24 protein-coding genes are annotated in these 20,409 nt (G+C 60.0%); 6 read left to right on the top strand and 18 right to left on the bottom strand.

Going from position 1 to position 20,409, the window contains the following annotated elements:
• Window position 1: 1 nt before the first annotated feature.
• From ACM6JM_RS26975 to ACM6JM_RS26965, 3 genes are read right to left on the bottom strand one after another with little or no spacing between them, the layout of a single operon-like run.
• Window positions 2–715, bottom strand: a complete 714-nt coding sequence (locus ACM6JM_RS26975) for a PilW family protein (protein WP_074691483.1) — start codon at window positions 713–715, stop codon at window positions 2–4.
• Window positions 712–1,161, bottom strand: coding sequence for a type IV pilus modification protein PilV (pilV, locus tag ACM6JM_RS26970; RefSeq protein ID WP_074691484.1), 450 nt, complete (start codon window positions 1,159–1,161; stop codon window positions 712–714). Before pilV ends, ACM6JM_RS26975 begins: the two co-directional genes overlap by 4 nt.
• Entirely contained in the window at window positions 1,158–1,631 is a 474-nt protein-coding gene (locus ACM6JM_RS26965; protein ID WP_064599521.1) for a GspH/FimT family pseudopilin, read from the bottom strand. Before ACM6JM_RS26965 ends, pilV begins: the two co-directional genes overlap by 4 nt.
• Before the next feature lie 127 nt (window positions 1,632–1,758).
• Here ACM6JM_RS26965 and ACM6JM_RS26960 point away from each other — a divergent pair, with 127 nt between their 5' ends.
• The gene (locus ACM6JM_RS26960) at window positions 1,759–2,313 is read left to right on the top strand and encodes a GspH/FimT family pseudopilin (RefSeq protein ID WP_074691485.1); all 555 of its coding nucleotides are present in this window, start codon (window positions 1,759–1,761) and stop codon (window positions 2,311–2,313) included.
• Here the strand turns inward: ACM6JM_RS26960 and ispH are convergent.
• From ispH to murJ, 6 genes are all read right to left on the bottom strand, one after another.
• Window positions 2,285–3,229 carry a 4-hydroxy-3-methylbut-2-enyl diphosphate reductase gene (gene ispH, locus ACM6JM_RS26955; RefSeq protein WP_038361699.1) on the bottom strand — a complete coding sequence of 315 codons (945 nt, stop codon included), beginning with the start codon at window positions 3,227–3,229 and terminating at the stop codon, window positions 2,285–2,287. The two genes, ACM6JM_RS26960 and ispH, sit on opposite strands and share 29 nt — an antisense overlap.
• Before the next feature lie 75 nt (window positions 3,230–3,304).
• Window positions 3,305–3,742: an FKBP-type peptidyl-prolyl cis-trans isomerase gene (gene fkpB, locus ACM6JM_RS26950; protein ID WP_170844943.1), complete on the bottom strand. Its 438-nt coding sequence runs from the start codon at window positions 3,740–3,742 to the stop codon at window positions 3,305–3,307.
• 7 nt (window positions 3,743–3,749) lie between these two features.
• Window positions 3,750–4,262: a signal peptidase II gene (lspA, locus tag ACM6JM_RS26945; protein WP_074691487.1), complete on the bottom strand. Its 513-nt coding sequence runs from the start codon at window positions 4,260–4,262 to the stop codon at window positions 3,750–3,752.
• A complete protein-coding gene (gene ileS / locus ACM6JM_RS26940; protein ID WP_074691488.1) occupies window positions 4,255–7,086 on the bottom strand; it encodes an isoleucine--tRNA ligase in 2,832 nt (943 codons plus the stop codon). Before ileS ends, lspA begins: the two co-directional genes overlap by 8 nt.
• Window positions 7,087–7,099: 13 nt before the next feature.
• Window positions 7,100–8,038: a bifunctional riboflavin kinase/FAD synthetase gene (gene ribF / locus ACM6JM_RS26935; RefSeq protein ID WP_007959537.1), complete on the bottom strand. Its 939-nt coding sequence runs from the start codon at window positions 8,036–8,038 to the stop codon at window positions 7,100–7,102.
• Window positions 8,039–8,167: 129 nt separating this feature from the next.
• Complete coding sequence (gene murJ, locus ACM6JM_RS26930) at window positions 8,168–9,706, bottom strand: murein biosynthesis integral membrane protein MurJ (RefSeq protein WP_074691489.1); 1,539 nt, start codon at window positions 9,704–9,706, stop codon at window positions 8,168–8,170.
• A gap of 252 nt (window positions 9,707–9,958) precedes the next feature.
• Here murJ and rpsT point away from each other — a divergent pair, with 252 nt between their 5' ends.
• A complete protein-coding gene (gene rpsT / locus ACM6JM_RS26925) occupies window positions 9,959–10,231 on the top strand; it encodes a 30S ribosomal protein S20 (protein WP_003228351.1) in 273 nt (90 codons plus the stop codon).
• Window positions 10,232–10,345: 114 nt separating this feature from the next.
• Here the strand turns inward: rpsT and ACM6JM_RS26920 are convergent, their stop codons facing one another.
• From ACM6JM_RS26920 to rplU, 5 genes are all read right to left on the bottom strand, one after another.
• Window positions 10,346–10,810, bottom strand: a complete 465-nt coding sequence (locus ACM6JM_RS26920; RefSeq protein ID WP_039771714.1) for a CreA family protein — start codon at window positions 10,808–10,810, stop codon at window positions 10,346–10,348.
• Window positions 10,811–10,820: 10 nt separating this feature from the next.
• Entirely contained in the window at window positions 10,821–11,939 is a 1,119-nt protein-coding gene (gene proB / locus ACM6JM_RS26915; protein ID WP_039771715.1) for a glutamate 5-kinase, read from the bottom strand.
• 137 nt (window positions 11,940–12,076) lie between these two features.
• A complete protein-coding gene (cgtA, locus tag ACM6JM_RS26910; RefSeq protein WP_039771717.1) occupies window positions 12,077–13,300 on the bottom strand; it encodes an Obg family GTPase CgtA in 1,224 nt (407 codons plus the stop codon).
• A gap of 193 nt (window positions 13,301–13,493) precedes the next feature.
• The gene (rpmA, locus tag ACM6JM_RS26905) at window positions 13,494–13,751 is read right to left on the bottom strand and encodes a 50S ribosomal protein L27 (RefSeq protein ID WP_003228360.1); all 258 of its coding nucleotides are present in this window, start codon (window positions 13,749–13,751) and stop codon (window positions 13,494–13,496) included.
• A 35-nt stretch (window positions 13,752–13,786) separates the two neighbouring features.
• Window positions 13,787–14,098: a 50S ribosomal protein L21 gene (gene rplU, locus ACM6JM_RS26900; RefSeq protein WP_003228361.1), complete on the bottom strand. Its 312-nt coding sequence runs from the start codon at window positions 14,096–14,098 to the stop codon at window positions 13,787–13,789.
• A gap of 241 nt (window positions 14,099–14,339) precedes the next feature.
• Between rplU and ACM6JM_RS26895 the strand changes: the two genes are divergently transcribed.
• The 3 genes from ACM6JM_RS26895 to ACM6JM_RS26885 all read left to right on the top strand — a co-directional run bounded on the left by ACM6JM_RS26895 (window position 14,340) and on the right by ACM6JM_RS26885 (window position 16,241).
• On the top strand, window positions 14,340–15,308 hold the full coding sequence (locus tag ACM6JM_RS26895; protein ID WP_007950962.1) for a polyprenyl synthetase family protein: 969 nt from the start codon (window positions 14,340–14,342) through the stop codon (window positions 15,306–15,308).
• A 126-nt stretch (window positions 15,309–15,434) separates the two neighbouring features.
• The gene (locus ACM6JM_RS26890; RefSeq protein ID WP_007950963.1) at window positions 15,435–15,776 is read left to right on the top strand and encodes a zinc ribbon domain-containing protein YjdM; all 342 of its coding nucleotides are present in this window, start codon (window positions 15,435–15,437) and stop codon (window positions 15,774–15,776) included.
• Window positions 15,777–15,983: 207 nt separating this feature from the next.
• Entirely contained in the window at window positions 15,984–16,241 is a 258-nt protein-coding gene (locus tag ACM6JM_RS26885; RefSeq protein WP_007950964.1) for a hypothetical protein, read from the top strand.
• Between the two features lie 49 nt (window positions 16,242–16,290).
• Here ACM6JM_RS26885 and ACM6JM_RS26880 read toward each other — a convergent pair whose 3' ends face one another.
• From ACM6JM_RS26880 to ACM6JM_RS26870, 3 genes are all read right to left on the bottom strand, one after another.
• Complete coding sequence (locus ACM6JM_RS26880; RefSeq protein WP_007950965.1) at window positions 16,291–16,908, bottom strand: FKBP-type peptidyl-prolyl cis-trans isomerase; 618 nt, start codon at window positions 16,906–16,908, stop codon at window positions 16,291–16,293.
• Between the two features lie 126 nt (window positions 16,909–17,034).
• On the bottom strand, window positions 17,035–17,340 hold the full coding sequence (locus tag ACM6JM_RS26875) for a DUF6482 family protein (protein ID WP_039771723.1): 306 nt from the start codon (window positions 17,338–17,340) through the stop codon (window positions 17,035–17,037).
• Between the two features lie 135 nt (window positions 17,341–17,475).
• Complete coding sequence (locus ACM6JM_RS26870; RefSeq protein ID WP_007950967.1) at window positions 17,476–17,964, bottom strand: TIGR00645 family protein; 489 nt, start codon at window positions 17,962–17,964, stop codon at window positions 17,476–17,478.
• Window positions 17,965–18,126: 162 nt separating this feature from the next.
• On the opposite strand from ACM6JM_RS26870, the gene ACM6JM_RS26865 reads away from it, so the two are divergent.
• The gene (locus tag ACM6JM_RS26865) at window positions 18,127–19,947 is read left to right on the top strand and encodes a hypothetical protein (protein ID WP_414882771.1); all 1,821 of its coding nucleotides are present in this window, start codon (window positions 18,127–18,129) and stop codon (window positions 19,945–19,947) included.
• Window positions 19,948–19,970: 23 nt separating this feature from the next.
• Here ACM6JM_RS26865 and ACM6JM_RS26860 read toward each other — a convergent pair whose 3' ends face one another.
• Window positions 19,971–20,300, bottom strand: a complete 330-nt coding sequence (locus tag ACM6JM_RS26860; RefSeq protein ID WP_007950969.1) for a hypothetical protein — start codon at window positions 20,298–20,300, stop codon at window positions 19,971–19,973.
• Window positions 20,301–20,409 lie beyond the last annotated feature (109 nt).

Below are 20,409 nucleotides of genomic sequence, written 5' to 3'. Positions count from 1 at the left end.
CTCACTGCAAGCGGTTGCGCAAGGCGGCAACCACGTTGAAGGTTTGATTGCGGACCCGATTATTCGGATCAGTGAGGGTCAGGCTCAGGCGTACGCTGCGAATCCGCGCCGGATCACCGGGGTTGGCGCTGTAGGTGGACGCCGCAACATCGGTCGCGGAACTCGCCAGACCAAACATCACGGTGAACGCACTGACATTGTTCACCAGCACCTGCTGGGCGGGGTTGCCGCTGCCGGTGCCCATCAGAATCTGGTTATTGCTGAAGCTGTAGACCAGCCGACGGATCGGAAACGCGATCTGTCCTGTCGCCGCCACCCGCGCACCGGTATAAGCCGTGGCGCTGTTGCGGCAATCGGAGACCACGGTCCAGGTCGGCGTCCCGCCCGCGCTGCCGACATCGGCGGTGACCAGGGTCAGTTTTAGATTGGCGTTGTCCCAGCTGATCGGCGTGATCTGGGCCGCTGTGAAATCTCCCGCCGAGCTGGAATCGGTAATCGTGCCCAGGCAGCCGAACATGCCCACCATGCGCAGTTCCTGGATCATCTTGCTCAACACGAACCGCGCGTCCTCCTGCATGGCGGCCGCACTGTTCTGACTGACATAAGTGTTCTTCGCCGCCAGGAAGATCTGCACCACGCCGAGCACCACGATCAGTCCCAGCGCCAGAGCGACCAGCATTTCGATCAGGCCGAAACCCAGGTTTTGGCGCTTCATGGTGTGGCCACCGGATCGACCGCGGCGCGGCTGGTCAGGACAAAACTGCGGGTTGCACCGGTCGTATTGGCGGCGCGCGCGTCACTCCAGGTGATGGTGATGGTGTACACGCGTTGATTGAGGGTGATGCTGCCGGTGGCGGTCGGGCCACCGAAATTGACGATGTTGGTGGTGAAGTCGTAGAGGTCCTGATCCCGGGCGACACTCAGGTTGCCCGTGGTCGGCGGTGTGACGGTGTAGTCGGCGCCCGAGTTGGCGCGAATCCGGTCCATCATGTCGTAAGCGATAAAACTCGCCTGGCTGGTCATGCGCGAGCTGTCGGTGTACTTCAGCGCATTGAGCTGAACCGCCGCCGCGCCCAGCAACCCGACCGTCAGAATCAACAACGCGACCAGCACTTCGATCAGCGTCATGCCCTCCTGTGCGTACTTGCTCCCTGCCCTCATCCGCAACTTCCACCCAATTGAATTCGTCCGTTCAGACACACGTTCAGCGTCCTGCTTTGCGTGCCCAGCGTGTAACTGATCACCACCGCCGTGGATGGCGCCGCCAGCCCGCCCAGATTATTGAAATCCAGCGCGGTCACTCCAGAGGGTAGCGTCAGAGTCGCGCCGCTGCTCATCGCTGGAACAACCCGCAATACATTGGCCGGAGTGCCAGTACTGTCGTAGACCGACAACTCGCCGGTCCAGACACTGCCGCCGGCGCTCGGCCGCAAGCGAGTGGTGACGCCCCGGTTGATCGCCTCAAGCCTGGCGTAATTGAGGGCCCGTTGCAGGTCGCCGACCTCGGTGTCGGCCTTGCTGCCCTGCACCGAACGGGTGAATGCCGGCACCGCCATCGTGATCAGGATCACAAACACCGCGACCGCCACCAACAGCTCGATCAGCGTGAAACCTTTTGTACGATGATCCATCGACGCCCTCCGTTGCCGTCGGCTATACCTGTACAAACCTAGAACATTCGACCGGCATGCGCCGGTTGATTTACCGCGTGCGGCGCACGGATTGCGCCGCCGTGCACAATCCAGGGAGGAGGCGCACATGCCGCAACAGGGTTTCAGTCTGGTCGAACTGCTTATGGGACTGGCGATCGGCGCAATTGTTCTGTCGCTGGTCAGTCCGGCGCTGGCGGACTTCACCGAATCAAACCGGCGGCAGCAGGCCGCGCACTCTTTGCTCGACGGGATTCGTAATGCCCGGAGCATGGCCATCACGCGCAACCAGAGTGTGGTGATTCATGGCATCAACGGTGACTGGGGTCAGGGCTGGCGGATCATCCTGGATCTCAATGGGAAGGGGCCGGCGGATGCGGGTAATCCATTGCTGACCGAGCAGGCGAGTGACGGAAAGATACCGATTGTCGGCAACTGGCTGGTGAGCCGTTACATACGCTTCAGCAGCCTGGGCCAGCCACTGGTGCCGGACCGGAAATTTCAGGCGGGGACGTTACATCTATGCTCGGCTCGCGAGCCGGTCAGCCAGCTCCAGGTGGTGCTGGCGGCAACCGGTCGCGTACGCCTGACCAGCCAAAAGGCTGAACAGGCGCTTTGCCGAAAGGATAAAGCGATCAGATCGAGCGAACGCGCAGCTCTTTAGGCATCGAGAACGTGATGTTCTCCTCACGCCCGGCCAGTTCGTCGGCGCCGGTGGCGCCCCAGGCCTGCAACTGCTGGATCACGCCACGCACCAGAACTTCCGGAGCGGAGGCACCGGCGGTGATGCCGATACGCTCGACACCGTCGAACCAGCTCTTTTGCAGGTCTTCGGCGCCATCGATCAGGTAGGCCGGCGTGGCCATGCGTTCAGCCAGCTCACGCAGGCGGTTGGAGTTGGAGCTGTTCGGGCTGCCCACCACCAACACCACGTCGCATTCGTCGGCCAGTTGCTTGACCGCGTCCTGACGATTCTGCGTGGCGTAGCAGATATCGTCCTTGCGCGGGCCACCGATGGCCGGGAAACGCGTACGCAGCGCATCGATGACACGGCTGGTGTCATCCATCGACAGTGTGGTCTGGGTGACGAAGGCGAGTTTTTCAGGGTTGTGCACCTGCAACTCGGCGACATCCTTCTCGTCTTCGACGAGGTAGATCGCGCCGCCATTACTGGCGTCGTACTGGCCCATGGTGCCTTCGACTTCCGGGTGACCGGCGTGGCCGATCAGGATGCATTCACGGCCGTCGCGGCTGTATTTCGCGACTTCGATGTGCACCTTCGTCACCAGCGGGCAGGTGGCGTCGAACACTTTCAGGCCACGGCCGGCGGCTTCGGTGCGCACGGCTTGCGAAACGCCGTGGGCACTGAAGATCACGATCACGTCGTCCGGTACCTGATCGAGCTCTTCGACGAAGATTGCGCCACGACTGCGCAGGTCTTCAACCACGAACTTGTTGTGCACCACTTCGTGACGCACATAGATCGGCGGCCCGAAGACTTCCAGGGCGCGGTTGACGATTTCGATCGCCCGGTCCACGCCGGCGCAGAAGCCACGGGGGTTGGCGAGTTTGATTTGCATGCGGTGCCTCGTGTCTTGCGCGCTAAAGATTGGATCATTACAGGAGCCGGTCAGCCGGCTCCTGCAGAACAGCAATTACAGCGCTTTGACGGAGAAGATTTCCACGTCAAAGGTCAGCGTCTTGCCAGCTAGCGGGTGATTGAAGTCAACGGTCACTTGCGCATCGTCGAACTCTTTCACCACACCCGGCAGCTCAGTATTGGCCGCATCGTTGAAGATCACCAGCAGACCCGACGACAGCTCCATGTCCGCAAACTGCGAACGCGGGATGATCTGTACATTTTGCGGGTTCGGCTGGCCGAAGGCGTTTTCCGGCTCGACGGTCAGGGTACGCTTGTCGCCGGCCTTGAAGCCGAACAGCGCCGCCTCGAAGCCCGGCAGCAGGTTGCCGTCGCCGACCTTGAAAGTCGCAGGGGCTTTGTCGAAAGTGCTGTCGACCGTGTCGCCGTTCTCCAGGCGCAATGCAAAGTGCAAGGTGACTTCCGTGTTCTGGCCGATGCGTTGCTCAGCCAATACCTGTTCAGTCATGAACGGTTTCTCCGGATTTCTTGGTTTTGAACATGTCCAGTGCCAGCATCACCGCGCCAACGGTGATGGCGCTGTCGGCGAAGTTGAACGCCGGGAAGTACCAGCGGTTCTGCCAGTGCACCAGAATGAAGTCGATCACATGGCCCAGGGCAATGCGGTCATAAAGGTTGCCCAGTGCGCCGCCAAGAACCAGCGCCAGCGCGATGGCCAGCCAGGTTTCGTTGCGGCCCAGGCGCTTGAGCCAGACCACCAGCACTGCACTGACCGCAATCGCGATCAGGGCGAACAGCCAGCGCTGCCAGCCTGAGCTGTCCGCGAGGAAGCTGAAGGCAGCGCCGGTGTTGTAGGCCAGTGTCCAGCTGAAGTAATCAGGGATGATCACGATCTGCTGAAACATCTCGAGCTTGCCTTCGAAGTAGAACTTGCTGGCCTGGTCAATGACCAGAACCAGCAAGCTCAACCAGAGCCAGCTCAGCCGTCCGAAACGGCCAACGGCATTAGGCATAGTGACGAACCTCGCCAGCGCCATCGATGTTGTCCACGCAACGGCCGCAGATTTCCGGATGTTCCGGGTTCACGCCGACGTCTTCGCGGCAGTGCCAGCAACGGGCACATTTCGGGAAGGCGGATTTGACGATCTTCAGCTTCAGGCCGCTGACTTCGGTGGCCACAGCGTCGGCCGGAGCCTGCACGAACGGCGCAACAGTGGCAGTCGAGGTGATCAGGACAAAGCGCAGCTCGTTGCTCAGTTTGGCCAGGTCGGCGGTCAGCGCGTCTTCGGCGAACAGCGTCACTTCGGCTTGCAGGTTGCCACCGACGGCCTTGGCCGCGCGCTGGATTTCCATTTCTTTGTTGACCGCCACCTTCACTTCCATGATGCGATCCCAGTACTCGCGACCCAGCTCGAAGCCTTCCGGCAACTCGGTCAGGCCTTCGTACCAGGTGTTGAGCATCACCGATTCGTTGCGCTCGCCCGGCAGGTATTGCCACAGCTCGTCGGCGGTGAACGCCAGGATCGGCGCGATCCAGCGCACCAGCGCTTCGGAGATGTGGAACAGCGCGGTCTGGCACGAACGACGGGCCTTGCTGTCGGCGCCGGTGGTGTACTGGCGGTCCTTGATGATGTCCAGATAGAAACCACCCAGCTCCTGCACGCAGAAGTTGTGGATCTTCGAGTAGACGTTCCAGAAACGGTATTCGCCGTAATGCTCTTGCAGCTCACGTTGCAGCAGCAGGGTACGGTCCACCGCCCAGCGATCCAGCGCCAGCATGTCTTCGGCCGGCAGCAGATCGGTGGCCGGGTTGAAACCGGTCAGGTTGGAAAGCAGGAAACGCGCGGTGTTACGAATACGACGATAGGCGTCCGCGCTGCGCTGCAGGATCTGCTCGGACACAGCCATTTCGCCGGAGTAGTCGGTCGACGCGACCCACAGACGCATGATGTCGGCGCCCAGGGTGTCGTTGACTTTCTGCGGCGCGATCACGTTGCCCAGGGACTTGGACATCTTGCGCCCGGACTCGTCCACGGTGAAGCCGTGGGTCAGCAGCTCGCGGTACGGCGCGTGGTTGTCGATGGCGCAACCTGTCAGCAAGGACGAATGGAACCAGCCACGGTGCTGGTCCGAACCTTCCAGGTACAGGTCGGCACGCGGACCGGTCTCGTGGCCCATCGGGTGCGAACCGCGCAGGACGTGCCAGTGGGTGGTACCCGAGTCGAACCAGACGTCGAGGGTGTCGCTGATCTTGTCGTACTGCGGCGCTTCATCGCCCAGCAGTTCGGCAGCGTCGAGTTTGAACCAGGCTTCGATGCCTTCGACTTCAACGCGCTTGGCGACTTCTTCCATCAGCTCGACGGTACGTGGGTGCAGCTCGCCGCTTTCCTTGTTCAGGAAGAACGGGATCGGCACGCCCCAATTGCGCTGACGGGAGATGCACCAGTCCGGACGGTTGGCGATCATCGAGTGCAGGCGCGCCTGCCCCCAGGCCGGAACGAACTTGGTTTCTTCGATGGCTTTGAGCGAGCGCACGCGCAGGGTGTCGCCGCTGACTGGCTCTTTGTCCATGCCGATGAACCACTGCGCGGTGGCGCGGTAGATCAGCGGGGTCTTGTGGCGCCAGCAGTGCATGTAGCTGTGTTCGATGACGGTAGTGTGCAGCAGCGCACCGACTTCGGTCAGCTTGTCGACGATGGCCGGGTTGGCCTTCCAGATGAACTGGCCGCCGAAGAACTCCAGCGACGGCACATAGACGCCGTTGCTCTGTACCGGGTTGAGGATGTCGTCGTTGACCATGCCGTATTTCTTGCAGGTCACGAAGTCGTCAACACCGTAGGCCGGGGCGGAGTGAACCACGCCGGTGCCGGCGCCCAGTTCCACGTAGTCGGCCAGGTACACCGGCGACAGACGGTCATAGAACGGGTGACGGAAATTGATCAGCTCCAGCGCCGAACCCGGTGCGGTCGCCAATACAGTGCCTTCGACGCCGTAACGGGTCAGGCAGGATTCGACCAGCTCTTCAGCCAGCACCAGCAGCTTGTCGCCGATGTCGACCAGGGCGTAGGTGAATTCCGGATGAACGTTGAGCGCCTGGTTGGCCGGGATGGTCCACGGGGTGGTGGTCCAGATCACGATCGAGGCCGGTTTGCCCAAGGACGGCAGACCGAACGCGGCAGCCAGTTTGGCCTCGTCAGCGATAGGGAACGCTACGTCGATGGTCGAGGACTTCTTGTTCTCGTACTCGACTTCCGCTTCGGCCAGGGCCGAACCGCAATCGAAGCACCAGTTCACCGGCTTCAGGCCCTTGAACACGAAACCGCCCTTGACGATTTCGGCGAGGGCACGGATTTCACCAGCCTCGTTCTTGAAGTTCATGGTCTTGTACGGGTTGGCGAAGTCGCCCAGCACGCCGAGGCGGATGAACTCGGTCTTCTGCCCTTCGATCTGCTCGGTGGCGTACGCACGGCAGAGTTCGCGGGTCTTGTCCGCGCCCAGGTTCTTGCCGTGAGTCACTTCGACCTTGTGCTCGATCGGCAGGCCGTGGCAATCCCAGCCCGGGACATACGGCGCGTCGAAGCCCGACAGGGTCTTCGAGCGGATGATCATGTCCTTGAGAATCTTGTTCAGTGCGTGACCGATGTGAATCGTACCGTTGGCGTACGGAGGGCCGTCGTGCAGGACGAACTTCGGACGATCCTTGCCAATCTCGCGCAACTTTCCGTACAGGCCAATACTGTCCCAGCGCTGCAGGATCTGCGGTTCGCGCTGTGGCAGGCCGGCCTTCATTGGGAAGGCGGTGTCCGGAAGGTTTAGCGTGGCTTTATAGTCGGTCATTTAAGGCTCTTCATTAGCGATGGGCGCTAGGTGCGGCTAGTGCACGGGCGGCGGCGACATCCGCGCTGATCGCCGTTTTCAATGCCTCCAGGGAGGCGAAACGCTGCTCTTCACGCAGCTTCTGGTGGAATACCACCGTCAAACGCCGGTCATACAGATCGCCGGCAAAATCTAAAAGATGGACTTCAAGGTGGGCCTTGCCATCACCTTGGACCGTGGGCCGCACGCCGATATTGGCGACGCCGGGCCAGGTCTTGCCGTCGATGTCGACGTCGACCAGATAAACCCCGGTAAACGGCACGCGACGGCGTTTCAGTTGAATGTTCGCCGTGGGCGTACCCAGTTGGCGGGCCAGTTTCTGGCCATGCAGCACGCGACCGGCAATCCGGTACGGGCGACCCAGCAGGCGTTCAGCCAGCGCGAAATCGGCGGCGGCCAACGCGTTGCGCACCTGGGTGCTGCTGACGCGAATGCCGTCCAGCTCGACGGTTTGCGCGGCTTCCACGGTAAAGCCGTGGACCTGCCCGGCCTGCAACAGGAAATCGAAATCGCCGAGGCGGTCGCAACCGAAGCGGAAATCATCACCGACCTCCAGATGCTGCACGCCGAGGCCATCAACCAGGATGGTATCGACGAACTCGCTGGCGCTGAGCTTGCTCAAGCGCTGGTTGAAGGCCAGACACAAGACCCGGTCGACGCCTTCGGCGGCCAGCAGTTGCAGCTTGTCGCGCAACCGGGCCAGACGCGCCGGCGCGGTCTCCGGGGCAAAAAACTCCCGTGGCTGCGGCTCGAAAATCACCACGCAGCTGGGTACGCCCAACTCGAGCGCACGCTCACGCAGTCGGGCCAGGATGGCCTGGTGACCACGGTGAACACCGTCAAAGTTGCCAATAGTGGCGACGCAGCCCCGATGCTGGGGGCGCAGATTGTGGAGGCCTCGAACCAGCTGCATAACGCGCTTCTTGCTCATAAAGTGGCCGATTATAACCACACCCGACGGCCGACGACAGGCAACACCGTAACCCAAAGTGATCGAGCCGACAAAACTGCCGGCTCGCGCCCGTCTTTCAGGGGTGAAACCTCAGCTCAACGCCTTGCGATTGAAGTCGCGCAGGCGGAAACCGAGCAGCAGCAACATGCCGAAATACGCAACCACGCCGGCAACCACCAGCGCGCCCAGGCGCAGGAAGCGCTCCAGCATGTGACCCTGATCCCACGCGGGCATGAAATGCATGCCGATCAACAGCACCGCCGACATCACCGCCACCGCGACCAACAGCTTGAAACCGAACTTCAGCCAGCCCGGCTGCGGTTGATACATCTGCTGCTTGCGCAGTTGATAGAACAGCAGCCCGGCGTTCAGGCAGGCACCGGCGCTGATTGCCAGCGCCAGACCGGCGTGGGCCAGCGGACCGATCAACACCAGATTGAACAACTGCGTGACCACCAGAGTGAAGATTGCGATTTTTACCGGTGTGCGAATGTTCTGTTGCGCATAAAAGCCTGGCGCCAGCACTTTGATCACGATGATCCCGAGCAGGCCGACAGAATAGGCAATCAACGCCCGCTGAGTCATCTCGGCGTCAAACCCGCTGAACTGGCCGTACTGGAACAGCGAAACCGTCAACGGCTCGGCCAGGATCCCCAGCGCCAGCGCACACGGCAGCACCAGCACGAAGCACAGGCGCAGGCCCCAGTCGAGAATCCGCGAATATTCGTGGCGATCCTTGCTGGCGTAGGTCTTGGCCAATGTCGGCAGCAGGATCGTGCCCAGCGCCACACCGAGCACACCGGACGGCAGCTCCATCAAACGGTCGGCGTAATACATCCACGACACAGAGCCCGCCACCAGGAACGAGGCGAAAATAGTGTTGATGATCAGCGAAATCTGACTGACCGAGACGCCGATGATCGCCGGCAACATCTGTTTCATCACCCGCCAGACGCCGGTGTCGCGCAGATTCAGACGTGGCAGCACCAGCATGCCGATCTTTTTCAGGTGCGGCAGTTGGTAGAGCAGTTGCGCGAGGCCGCCGACCAGCACTGCCCAGCCGAGGGCCATGACCGGTGGATCGAAGTACGGCGTCAGGAACAGCGAAAACACGATCATGCTGACGTTGAGCAGCGTCGGCACGAATGCCGGCACCGAGAAACGGTTCCAGGTATTGAGGATCGCCCCCGCCAGGGAAGACAGGGAGATCAGCAATATATAGGGGAAGGTCACTCGCAACAGGTCGGAGGTCAGCTGGAATTTTTCCGGGGTATCGGTGAAACCCGGCGCCGTGGCCCAGATCACCCAGGGCGCGGCAATCATGCCCAGCGCGGTGACCAGCGCCAGCACCAGCGTCAGCAGACCGGAAACGTAGGCAATAAAGGTGCGGGTCGCCTCTTCGCCTTTCTGGCTTTTATATTCGGCCAGGATCGGCACAAAAGCCTGGGAAAATGCGCCCTCGGCGAAAATCCTGCGCAGCAGGTTGGGCAGTTTGAAGGCGATGAAGAAGGCGTCGGTCGCCATTCCGGCGCCGAAGGTGCGGGCGATGAGCGTGTCGCGAACAAACCCGAGAATCCGGGAAAGCATCGTGATAGAGCTGACGGCGGCCAACGATTTGAGCAGATTCATTGAAGGAATGTGTGCCTGTCGATAAACAGCAGGCGAATAACGCGCCCACTTGTGCGATACTCCGCGCCGCAACAGCACAGAGCCAAAGCTCGCGAGTTTACAGGTCACACGCCGGAAAGAAATATCCCGTCGCACCACGCCTACCACTTAGCGGAACGTTTCAAGCGCCCTTGACAAGACTTCAACTCATCGGCATGATTCGCGGCCTATTTTGTTTGCTATTTCCTAAAAAGTCTTTCGAGGAGCTCGACGGTGGCCAACTCACCTTCCGCCAAAAAACGTGCAAAACAGGCTGAGAAGCGTCGCAGCCACAACGCCAGCCTGCGTTCCATGGTTCGTACCTACATCAAGAATGTAGTTAAAGCCATCGACGCAAAAGACGCTGAAAAAGCTCAAGCTGCATACGTTCTGGCTGTGCCAGTTATCGACCGTATGGCCGATAAAGGCATCATCCACAAGAACAAGGCTGCTCGCCATAAGAGCCGTCTGAATGGCCACGTCAAGGCACTGAAAGAAGCTGCCTAAGCGACGTAGTCATTAAAAAACCGACCTCAGGGTCGGTTTTTTATTGCCTGCGATTTGCTGAAATCAAGGCCAAAAAAAAGAGGAGCCAATCGGCTCCTCTTTTTTTACGCGTGATTAATGAGCTGACGCCCACGGCAAAATCGGAATCGCAGTCACCGCATTCTGCGGACTACCCTCGATCAGGCGATCGCTGTAGACCAGATACACCAGCGTATTGCGCTTCTTGTCGAGGAAGCGCACCACCTGCATGGTCTTGAACACCAGCGAGGTACGCTCCTTGAACACCTCTTCGCCATCCTTCAACTCACCCCTGAAGTTGATCGGCCCGACCTGGCGGCAAGCAATGGACGCCTCGGCACGATCCTCGGCCAGACCCAACCCACCCTTCACACCACCGGTCTTGGCGCGCGACAGGTAGCAGGTCACACCTTCAACCTTCGGATCATCGAATGCCTCGACCACGATCCGGTCGTTCGGCCCGACAAATTTGAACACCGTCGACACCTGACCGATTTCCTCGGCCGAGGCCAGCAACGGCAACACCATCAACAACCCCAACAATCCTTTTGCCATGCGCATCGCGTTTTCCTTACACCAGAATCAGGTTGTCACGGTGAACCAGTTCCGGCTCAGCCATGTAACCCAGCAAACCGACAATCGCATCCGACGACTGACCGATGATTTTTTGTGCTTCCAGCGCGCTGTAGTTGGCCAGGCCACGGGCGATCTCACGACCGTCCGGCGCCACGCACACCACCATTTCGCCGCGACGGAAACTGCCCTGAACCAGCTTGACCCCGACCGGCAACAGGCTTTTGTTGCCTTGGGACAACGCGGAAACCGCACCATCATCCAGCACCAGCGTGCCACGGGTTTGCAGATGACCGGCCAGCCACTGCTTGCGCGCCGCGAGCATGCCGCGCTCAGGCGACAGCAGCGTCCCAATCCGCTCACCCGCCTTCAGACGATCGAGCACGCGCTCCAGACGCCCGCCGACAATGATGGTGTGCGCCCCGGAACGCGCCGCCAGCCGCGCCGCGCGCAGCTTGGTCTGCATGCCGCCACGCCCCAGCGCACCACCGGTACCGCCCGCCACCGCATCCAGCGTCGGATCATCGGCGCGCGCTTCGTAAATCAGCTGGGCGTCAGGGTTATTGCGCGGATCGGCGTCGAACATACCGTCGCGATCCGTCAGGATCACCAGCAGATCGGCCTCGACCAGATTGGCAACCAGCGCCGCGAGCGTGTCGTTGTCACCGAAGCGGATTTCGTCGGTAACTACGGTGTCGTTCTCGTTGATCACCGGGATGACTTTCAGCTCGACCAACGCACGCAAGGTGCTGCGGGCATTCAGGTAGCGCTTGCGGTCAGACAGGTCGTCGTGGGTCAGGAGAATCTGCGCAGTATGCCGGCCATGCTCGGCAAAGCTCGATTCCCAGGCCTGCACCAAGCCCATCTGACCGATTGCAGCGGCGGCCTGGAGCTCGTGCATCGCACTGGGTCGCGCAGTCCAGCCGAGGCGACTCATGCCCGCCGCCACTGCCCCGGAGGACACCAGCACCAGCTCGACGCCGGCCTCGTGCAAAGCCACCATCTGCTCGACCCAGACACTCATTGCCGCGCGATCCAGCCCTTTGCCATCCGCTGTCAGCAAAGCGCTGCCGATCTTCACGACCCAACGCTGCGCACCTGTCACCTTGCTCCGCATCATCTTCAACCTTAGCTTGAGGGCAGCGCGACCTGGCACTGCCCGTGACGTTATTCGTGGTTCTTCGTGACCAACAATCGATTTCCAGATACTAAAACGCCGCTCGATTGAGCGGCGCTTAAGTTTACTGCAACGAATCAGTCACGCACGTAAATGATTTCCGGACCGTCTTCGTCATCCACATCTTCTTCGTCCCAGTCATCGTCGCCGATGTCATGGACCGACTTCACGCCACTGCGACGCAGGGCACGCTTGTCATCCAGCGCCTGCAACTGCGCACGGGCTTCGTCTTCGATGCGCTGATCCAGATCGGCCAGCTCTTCCTTGTAGGCCGGGTCATTGGCCAGGCGATCGGCACGATCCTCCAGATAACGCATGATGTCGCGCGTCAGGCGCTCGGTGCCTTCTTTGGCGATGGCCGAGATCACGTAGACCGGACCGGTCCACTCCAGACGATCGACGATTTCCTTGACCCGCGCTTCGTGCTCTTCTTCGAGGATCTGGTCGCACTTGTTCAGCACCAGCCAGCGGTCACGCTCGGCCAGCGACGGGCTGAACTTGATCAGCTCGTTGACGATCACTTCAGCGGCGTCCGGAGCGCTGCTTTCATCCAGTGGCGCCATGTCGACAAGGTGCAGCAACAGACGGGTACGCGCCAGGTGCTTGAGGAAACGAATCCCCAGACCGGCACCGTCGGAAGCGCCTTCGATCAGACCCGGAATGTCGGCGATGACGAAGCTTTTCCAGCGATCAACGCTGACCACACCCAGGTTCGGCACCAGAGTGGTAAACGGGTAATCGGCAACTTTCGGCTTGGCAGCCGACACCGAGCGGATAAAGGTACTTTTACCGGCGTTCGGCAGACCCAGCAGACCGACGTCGGCCAGCACTTTCATTTCCAGCTTCAGGTCGCGCTGCTCGCCCGGCTTGCCCGGCGTGGTCTGGCGCGGCGCACGGTTGGTACTGGATTTGAAACGGGTATTGCCCAGACCGTGCCAGCCGCCCTGCACCACCATCAGTTTCTGACCGGCCTTGGTCAGGTCGCCGATGACTTCCTGGGTGGCGGAGTCGATCACGGTGGTGCCGACCGGCACGCGCAGGATCAGGTCTTCACCCTTCTTGCCGGTGCAGTCGGTGCTGCCGCCGTTGGAGCCACGCTCGGCATCGAAGTGCCGGGTGTAACGGTAGTCCACCAGGGTGTTCAGGTTTTCGTCGGCCATCATGTAGATGGAACCGCCGTCACCGCCATCACCACCGTTCGGGCCGCCGTTTTCAATGAATTTTTCCCGACGGAAACTCATGCAGCCATTGCCGCCGTCGCCAGCCTTTACGCGGATCGATACTTCATCAACAAACTTCATAACCAACGCCTCTCGCCGTACGGACGAGCCGAAAAACAATCAAGACATAAGACTCTTGCAAAAATGAGCGCAGCGACCCCAATCCACGACCTGCATCGCACGCCGGCAGCCCATACAAACAGCTTTGCAAGAGACTCACCCCACAAACGAAAAAGCCCCGTCGCAAGACAGGGCTTCTCCAGCACTCTCGCAGTTAGGCTGCGACAACGCTCACGTAACGACGACCGAAGGCGCCTTTTACTTCAAACTTGATCACGCCTTCGATTTTCGCGAAGAGGGTGTGATCCTTACCCATGCCAACGCCGTAGCCAGCGTGGAATTGGGTGCCGCGCTGACGCACGATGATGTTGCCGGCCTTGATGACCTGGCCGCCATACATCTTCACGCCAAGGCGTTTGGCTTCTGAGTCGCGACCGTTACGGGTACTACCACCAGCTTTTTTGTGTGCCATGAGTTCAATTCTCCTAGTGAGGAATTAGGCTGTAATTAAGCCTGAATACCGGTGATTTTGATCTCGGTGAACCACTGGCGGTGGCCCATACGCTTCATGTGGTGCTTACGGCGACGGAACTTGATGATGCGGACTTTATCGTGACGACCTTGGGAGATCACTTCAGCCTTGACGGTTGCGCCAGCAACAACAGGTGCGCCGATGTTCACGTCGTCGCCGTTGGCGACCAACAGAACGCGGTCAAAAGTCACGGATTCGCCAGTGGCGACTTCCAGTTTTTCGATCTTCAGGTATTCACCTTCAGCGACCTTGTATTGCTTACCGCCGGTAACGATTACTGCGTACATGGTATTTCTCCGATAATCCTGCTCACCCAGCTCTTTATAAGAAGAGGTATTGGCTGGCATGGCTGCATGGGGCTGGAACGGCCCAAGTGCAATTGCGTAAGGCAGGTGCTGCCCAGGAAGTTCAGGGTGCGCGATTGTACGCAAGCCTTCGAAGTCATGCAAGGGGCCGTCCATCGCGCCTTGACAGGCCCGGACGTGGGTCCTAGCATGCCGCGCAACCCTTCTGGAGCACCTGTCGCTGATGCAACCCCAAGCTTTCTACCGCGCGGTGGCGGACGATTTTAGCGCCGTCGACGGCATCATCAAGAAGCAGCTGACTTCCCGAGTGCCGCTGGTATCGAAAATCGGCGATTACATCACGTCGGCCGGCGGCAAACGCCTGCGTCCTTTATTGGTGCTGCTGTGTGGCAAGGCCCTGGGTCGCGAAGGCGACGACATGCGCCTGCTGGCCGCCACCATCGAATTCCTGCACACCGCCACCCTGCTGCATGACGACGTGGTCGACATGTCCGGCATGCGCCGTGGCCGTTCCACCGCCAACGCCATGTGGGGCAACGCCCCGAGCGTACTGGTGGGCGACTTTCTGTACTCGCGCTCGTTCGAGATGATGGTCGAACTGGGCTCGATGCCGGTGATGAAGATCCTGTCCCAGGCCACGCGCATCATCGCCGAAGGCGAAGTGCTGCAACTGTCCAAGGTCCGCGACGCCAGCACCACCGAAGAAACCTACATGGAAGTCATCCGCGGCAAGACCGCGATGCTCTTCGAGGCTTCGACCCACAGTGCCGCGGCGCTGGCCGGTGCCACCGCCGAGCAGAGCGAAGCCCTGCGCACTTTCGGCGATCACCTGGGCGTGGCGTTCCAACTGGTCGACGACCTGCTCGACTACAAGGGCGACGCCGAAACCCTGGGCAAGAACGTCGGTGACGATCTGGCCGAAGGCAAGCCAACCCTGCCGCTGATCTACACCATGCGCGAAGGTACGCCAGAGCAAGCCGCCCTGGTACGCCAGGCGATCCAGAAAGGCGGGATCGAAGACCTGGAAAGCATCCGCATCGCCGTGGAAGCCTCCGGTTCACTGGAATACACCGCGCAACTGGCCCGTGATTACGTGGCCCGTGCGATCAAGTGCCTCGACGCGCTGCCGGCCAGCGAATACCGCGATGCACTGGTTGAGCTGAGCGAGTTCGCGGTCGCCCGCACGCACTGATCAACGCCGCATCATCAAAAAACCGCAGCCCCCCGTCGGAGCCTGCGGTTTTTTGTTGCCTGCCATCAGCGGCTAAAACCCTATACAATGTGCGACTTTTAGCGATCCCCTCTCCAAGGAGCCTTAGTGAGCACGTTGCCACCCTGCCCGAAATGCAATTCCGAATACACCTACGAAGACGGCACCCAACTGGTGTGCCCGGAGTGCGCCCACGAATGGTCTGCCGGCGGTGAAGCCGAAGTGGCGTCCGATGATGCCGTGAAGAAAGATTCGGTGGGTAACGTCCTGCAGGACGGCGACACCATCACCGTGATCAAGGACCTGAAGGTCAAGGGCACCTCGCTGGTGGTCAAGGTCGGCACCAAGGTCAAGAACATCCGCCTGTGCGATGGCGATCACGACATCGACTGCAAGATCGACGGCATCGGCCCGATGAAACTCAAATCCGAGTTCGTCAGAAAAGTCTGAGTCTGCTGTCTTCCATCCCGCGCCCGTCGTGGGATGGAGCTTCGCCCTCCCCCGCAATCCCCAACAAATCCTCGCAATAGCCAAACGCCAGCCGTTTTGACCTTACGCAATCTTTACCCGCAAAAAATCACAAACCGCCAATAGGCGCTTGCTATTTGACGAATAAGAATTATTCTCATTGAAACCCTTTCAATGGAGATGAGACCCATGACTTATTTGATCGACGCCTGGCTGGATCGCCCGCACCCGTACCTCAGGATCCTGCATCGGGAAACCGGTGAAGTCTGTGCCGTACTGGAAGAAGAAGCCCTGCACGAGTTGCAGGATCAAGGGGATCTGGACGTCAGCGGCCTGAGTTCCAGCGAGCCATTGGTGCTCAAGGAGCTGGTGCGCAATCTGTTCCTGTTCTGCTATGCCCGGGCCTTGCGCCCGACCAGTGAACTGCACAACAAGATCGAAGTATGAGAACGGCGGAGAAACCCTGCACAAGCCACGCTTGTGCAGGGTAACGGGATTACAGAACGTCGAGCAGCTCGACGTCGAACACCAGAACGCTGTGCGGCGGGATGCTGCCAACGCCTTGAGCGCCGTAAGCCAGTTCGCTCGGCACGTACAGACGCCATTTGCTGCCGGCATTCATCAGTTGCAGGGCTTCGGTCCAGCCAGCGATAACGCCGCCAACCGGGAATTCAGCCGGCTGGCCACGCTCGTAGGAGCTGTCGAACACAGTGCCGTCGATCAGCGTGCCGTGGTAGTGAGTACGCACGGTGTCTTCACGGGATGGCTTGGCGCCTTCACCTTGAGTCAGTACTTCGAACTGCAGGCCGGAAGCCAGGGTGGTGATGCCTTCTTTCTTGGCGTTTTCAGCCAGGAATGCCAGGCCTTCGCCAGCGGCGGCTTCAGCCTTGGCAGCGGCTTCGGCTTGCATGATCTCGCGGATCACCTTGAAGCTGGCGGACATGGCTTCCTGGCTTACACGGCTTTCCTTACCGGCGAATGCGTCGGTCAGGCCGGCCAGGATGGCGTCCAGGCTGACACCCGGTGGCGGGTTGTCGCGCAGCTGGTCACCCAGCTGACGGCCGATACCGTAGCTGACGCGGGTTTCGTCGGTGGACAGATTTACTTCGGACATGACACTGCTCCGCTGTGCGGACGGCCTCAGGACCTGCCGTGCGTACACAGCGCGTCCCGGCGCGCCCGGAACCAAAAGGGCGAGCAGACTAGCACAGATGTTCCGGCAGTGATCAGGCCCCAGCGCCTACAGCGCGGATCGCCAGGCCAGCGGCACCTTCAGGCTCTCTTCGCCACTGGCGCCAAGACCGCACATTTCATCGTGCACCGAGGTGTGTACCAGGTTGAACGGCAGCACCGGAAAGTTATGCAGTAGATCCCGGGCATGCTCGACCGAACGCAGCGTCAGCATTTTCCCTTGCGGGTCGCTCAGCGGGTACGCTGCGCCATGCATCCGGGCTTCAAGCAGATAGATCCCGCCTTCCATGGAGATCAGGTTCAGTTCGTCGACCTTTCTGGCGACGGCAAACGCATTCAACTCTTGCAGGTTCATGAACGCACCTCACGCGGTGACGAGCCTTGAGACCTACAGGGATATGCCTCGGCGGATCAAAGTACAAGCCACAAACGACACCGCCCGTCTGTTTCGCAACAGACGGGCGGTTTTGTTACAGCAGTCGTCAGCTCATCAGTGCTTGGTGAGCTTGTCCAGATAACCCATGGCAAACGCCGAGATCACGAAGGTCATGTGGATGATCACGTACCACATCAGGTGCTCGGGATCGACGTTCTTGGCATCCATGAAAATCCGCAGCAGATGGATCGAAGAGATTGCAACGATCGACGCCGCCACTTTCATCTTCAGCGACGAGGAGTCCATGGTGCCCAGCCAGCTGAGCTTTTCCTTGCCTTCATCGATGTTCAGCTCGGAGACGAAGTTCTCGTAGCCGGAAATCATCACCATCACCAGCAAGCCGCCGACCAGCGCCATGTCGATCAGCGACAGCAGCACCAGAATCAGCTCGGACTCGGCCATGGAGAAAACGTTGGGAATGACATGAAACACTTCCTGGAAGAATTTCAATGCCAGCGCCAGCAGCCCGAGGGACAGCCCGATGTAGATCGGCGCCAGCAGCCAGCGCGTGGCGTACATTGCATTTTCGATAAAGCGTTCCATTGACTCTCACACAAGAAGGGTTGAAATCGGCGGCGAGTATACCAGCCGCCCATGACAGCCAGAAACCGCCCGGAAATCCGCCACCTGCGTGTGTGTGTCAAAGTTTTTCTGCTAGTGTCCAAACCATTGACAGCCCAGCGACAGTGCACAGGAAGACGGGAAATGGATGTGCGATTGCCGATAACGACTGCCGGAATTTGCTTTGCCCTGTTGCTTGGCGGGTGTTCGCCCGGCGATGAAAAGCCTGCCGTCAGTCTTGAAGAAAAGACTGCGCAGTTCGAGCAGTCGCTGGACGCCATCACCGACCCCAAACTCAAGGACGCCGTGACCGAACTCGGCGGTTCGCTGCTGTTGCTCGAGCGCGCGCAACAGAAGCTCGACAACAAACCGTCCATTACCGAATACGGCGAAGACGCCCTCGGCGTGCTCAGGCACTACCCCACGCCACAGACGCTGGTCGATACCTTCATCAATGGCCTGTTCGTGCTGCACAAGGATTCCAGTTCCGATTACCTCACCGATCTGCAACCGGTGTTCCCCTTCAATCTCAACATCCCCGGCGGCTTTCTGTTCCCCCATGGCGTGGAGTGGCACTCGGTGACCCTGAGCAACAAACGGGTGATTGCCTATCAACCGGAATGGTCGGAAACCGATCCGGGCATTCAGCTCAGTCCTTCCAGTTCCAACGTCACCAACCCCGATGACCTGACTGTCACTTACCCTTTCATCGAAGGACTGAATGTCGACAAGAAGAACCTGCCGCGCCCGGTCAGCCTGCAAGGCCAGGTGGAAGTCATCGTCCCGAAACGCCTGCACAGTTTCAATCTGGATAAAAAGGACGTCGGCCAGACCCGCTCCGATGGCAACCTCAGCGTGACCTTGCTGAAACTGGACACACACTACGCCGAACTCGAGTTCAGCAACCAACTGCCGCTCGCCCCGGAAGTCGCCAATACCCGGCTCAATCCGTTGATCGTCCAGGCCCGCGACTCGACGGGCCAGTTTCTGGTGCGCGCCGGCGCCATCAATGAAAACCCCGAGCAGGTGGCGTTCTATCAAAAGCAGCTGGCCTACCTGCAACAGCAAAAATCCTGGAGCGAGACGCTGGAAAAAAAGCTGGACGATGAACAACAGGCCTTTGAACAGCAGCATCCGCGCCACTACAACAAGGTGTACTTCAACGGCCCGATCGACACCCTCGAAGTCAGCCTGCTGGATTTTTCCGAAGCAACCGTCACCCGCAAGGCGCTGGATCTGCCCGTGCGCGAATTCGATCCGCACACCACGGAAAAAACCGTGCAGCCGCTCGACCTGCCGATCACCGTCTACGATGACCTCGCGCCCGACTGGCTCAAGGGCGCGTCCCTGACTGAAGAACAGCTGAAAAGCGGCGTCCATATCCGCCAGTCGGTTGAAGAACCGAGCGCCGCGCGGATTGAGTTCGACCACCGCAAAACCTTCAACGATGAAATGCTCGGCGACGATTTCAGCCCCGGCGAAAGCCCGGTGACGTTCTTCACTGAAAAACACAATGGCAAACTCGACGAGCCGATCGAACTGCCGCCCGAGGCGTATCAGGTCGACCCGCTGCAGGCGACCATCACCTACGACCTGAACCTGTTCCCGGAAACCCCGGCGATTGCCGTCGGCTCGATGCCGTTGTTCCTGGCCACGGTGGACAAACAGGCTTATGAAGCCAAGGCCCTGCCTAAAGGTCTGGAAATCAGGAACAACGCGTTGGTGGTGGATTTGAAGCGATTCCCCGCCAACGAATGGCGATTCTTCGTCAAGGACGACAGCGGTCATTACCTGAAGCGGATTCTGTCGGTCAGCCACGACGCGAGCACGGAAGGGCCGGCGTTATTCGGCGTGCATTATTTCTACGGCCGTCCGACGCACGTTGAAACCTACCAGCGAACCGACCTCGCCACCGTGCAATACGGCTTTGAGGTCAAACTCGACAAGGCGCTGCGCCCTGATTGACGCTAATGGTCGGCGCTGATGACCTAGTGATCGAAAGTGCCGATGCTGCGTCCGCGTCCACCGTTGATCTGCCGCAACTGCGCCTGCAGATGCAACGACCAGATCTGTGGATCATTGGCCAATTCATAGCCGTGCATCGTCAGGCTTTCAACGATGGTGTCGAGAATCGACTCGGCGGCGATCGGTCCGTGGAACGGGCCCTGGGCCTTGATGGCGGAAGGTTGTTCACCGGCCATGCCGGCGGCGAAGAGCAACGTCCACATGCCGTTATCGCCGGCCAACGGCTTGATGGCGCATTCGATACGGGTCACGAGACCCAGGCACTGACGGGTGAGGCAGAGGTTGCGCGACATGGCGGCGACCCTCGGTAAAGCCGGTGTTCAGCCCTTGCTGAAGAGCTGTTTCGATCCAGTGATACTGTCGATGTCCTTGAGCAGAGAATAGAAGAAAAGTCCGCCGCGC

It is taken from the genome of Pseudomonas sp. IT-P2 (assembly GCF_949767575.1).
Classification (GTDB): Bacteria; Pseudomonadota; Gammaproteobacteria; order Pseudomonadales; family Pseudomonadaceae; genus Aquipseudomonas; species Aquipseudomonas pharyngis.
This window is presented reverse-complemented; position numbering and strand designations above follow the sequence as displayed.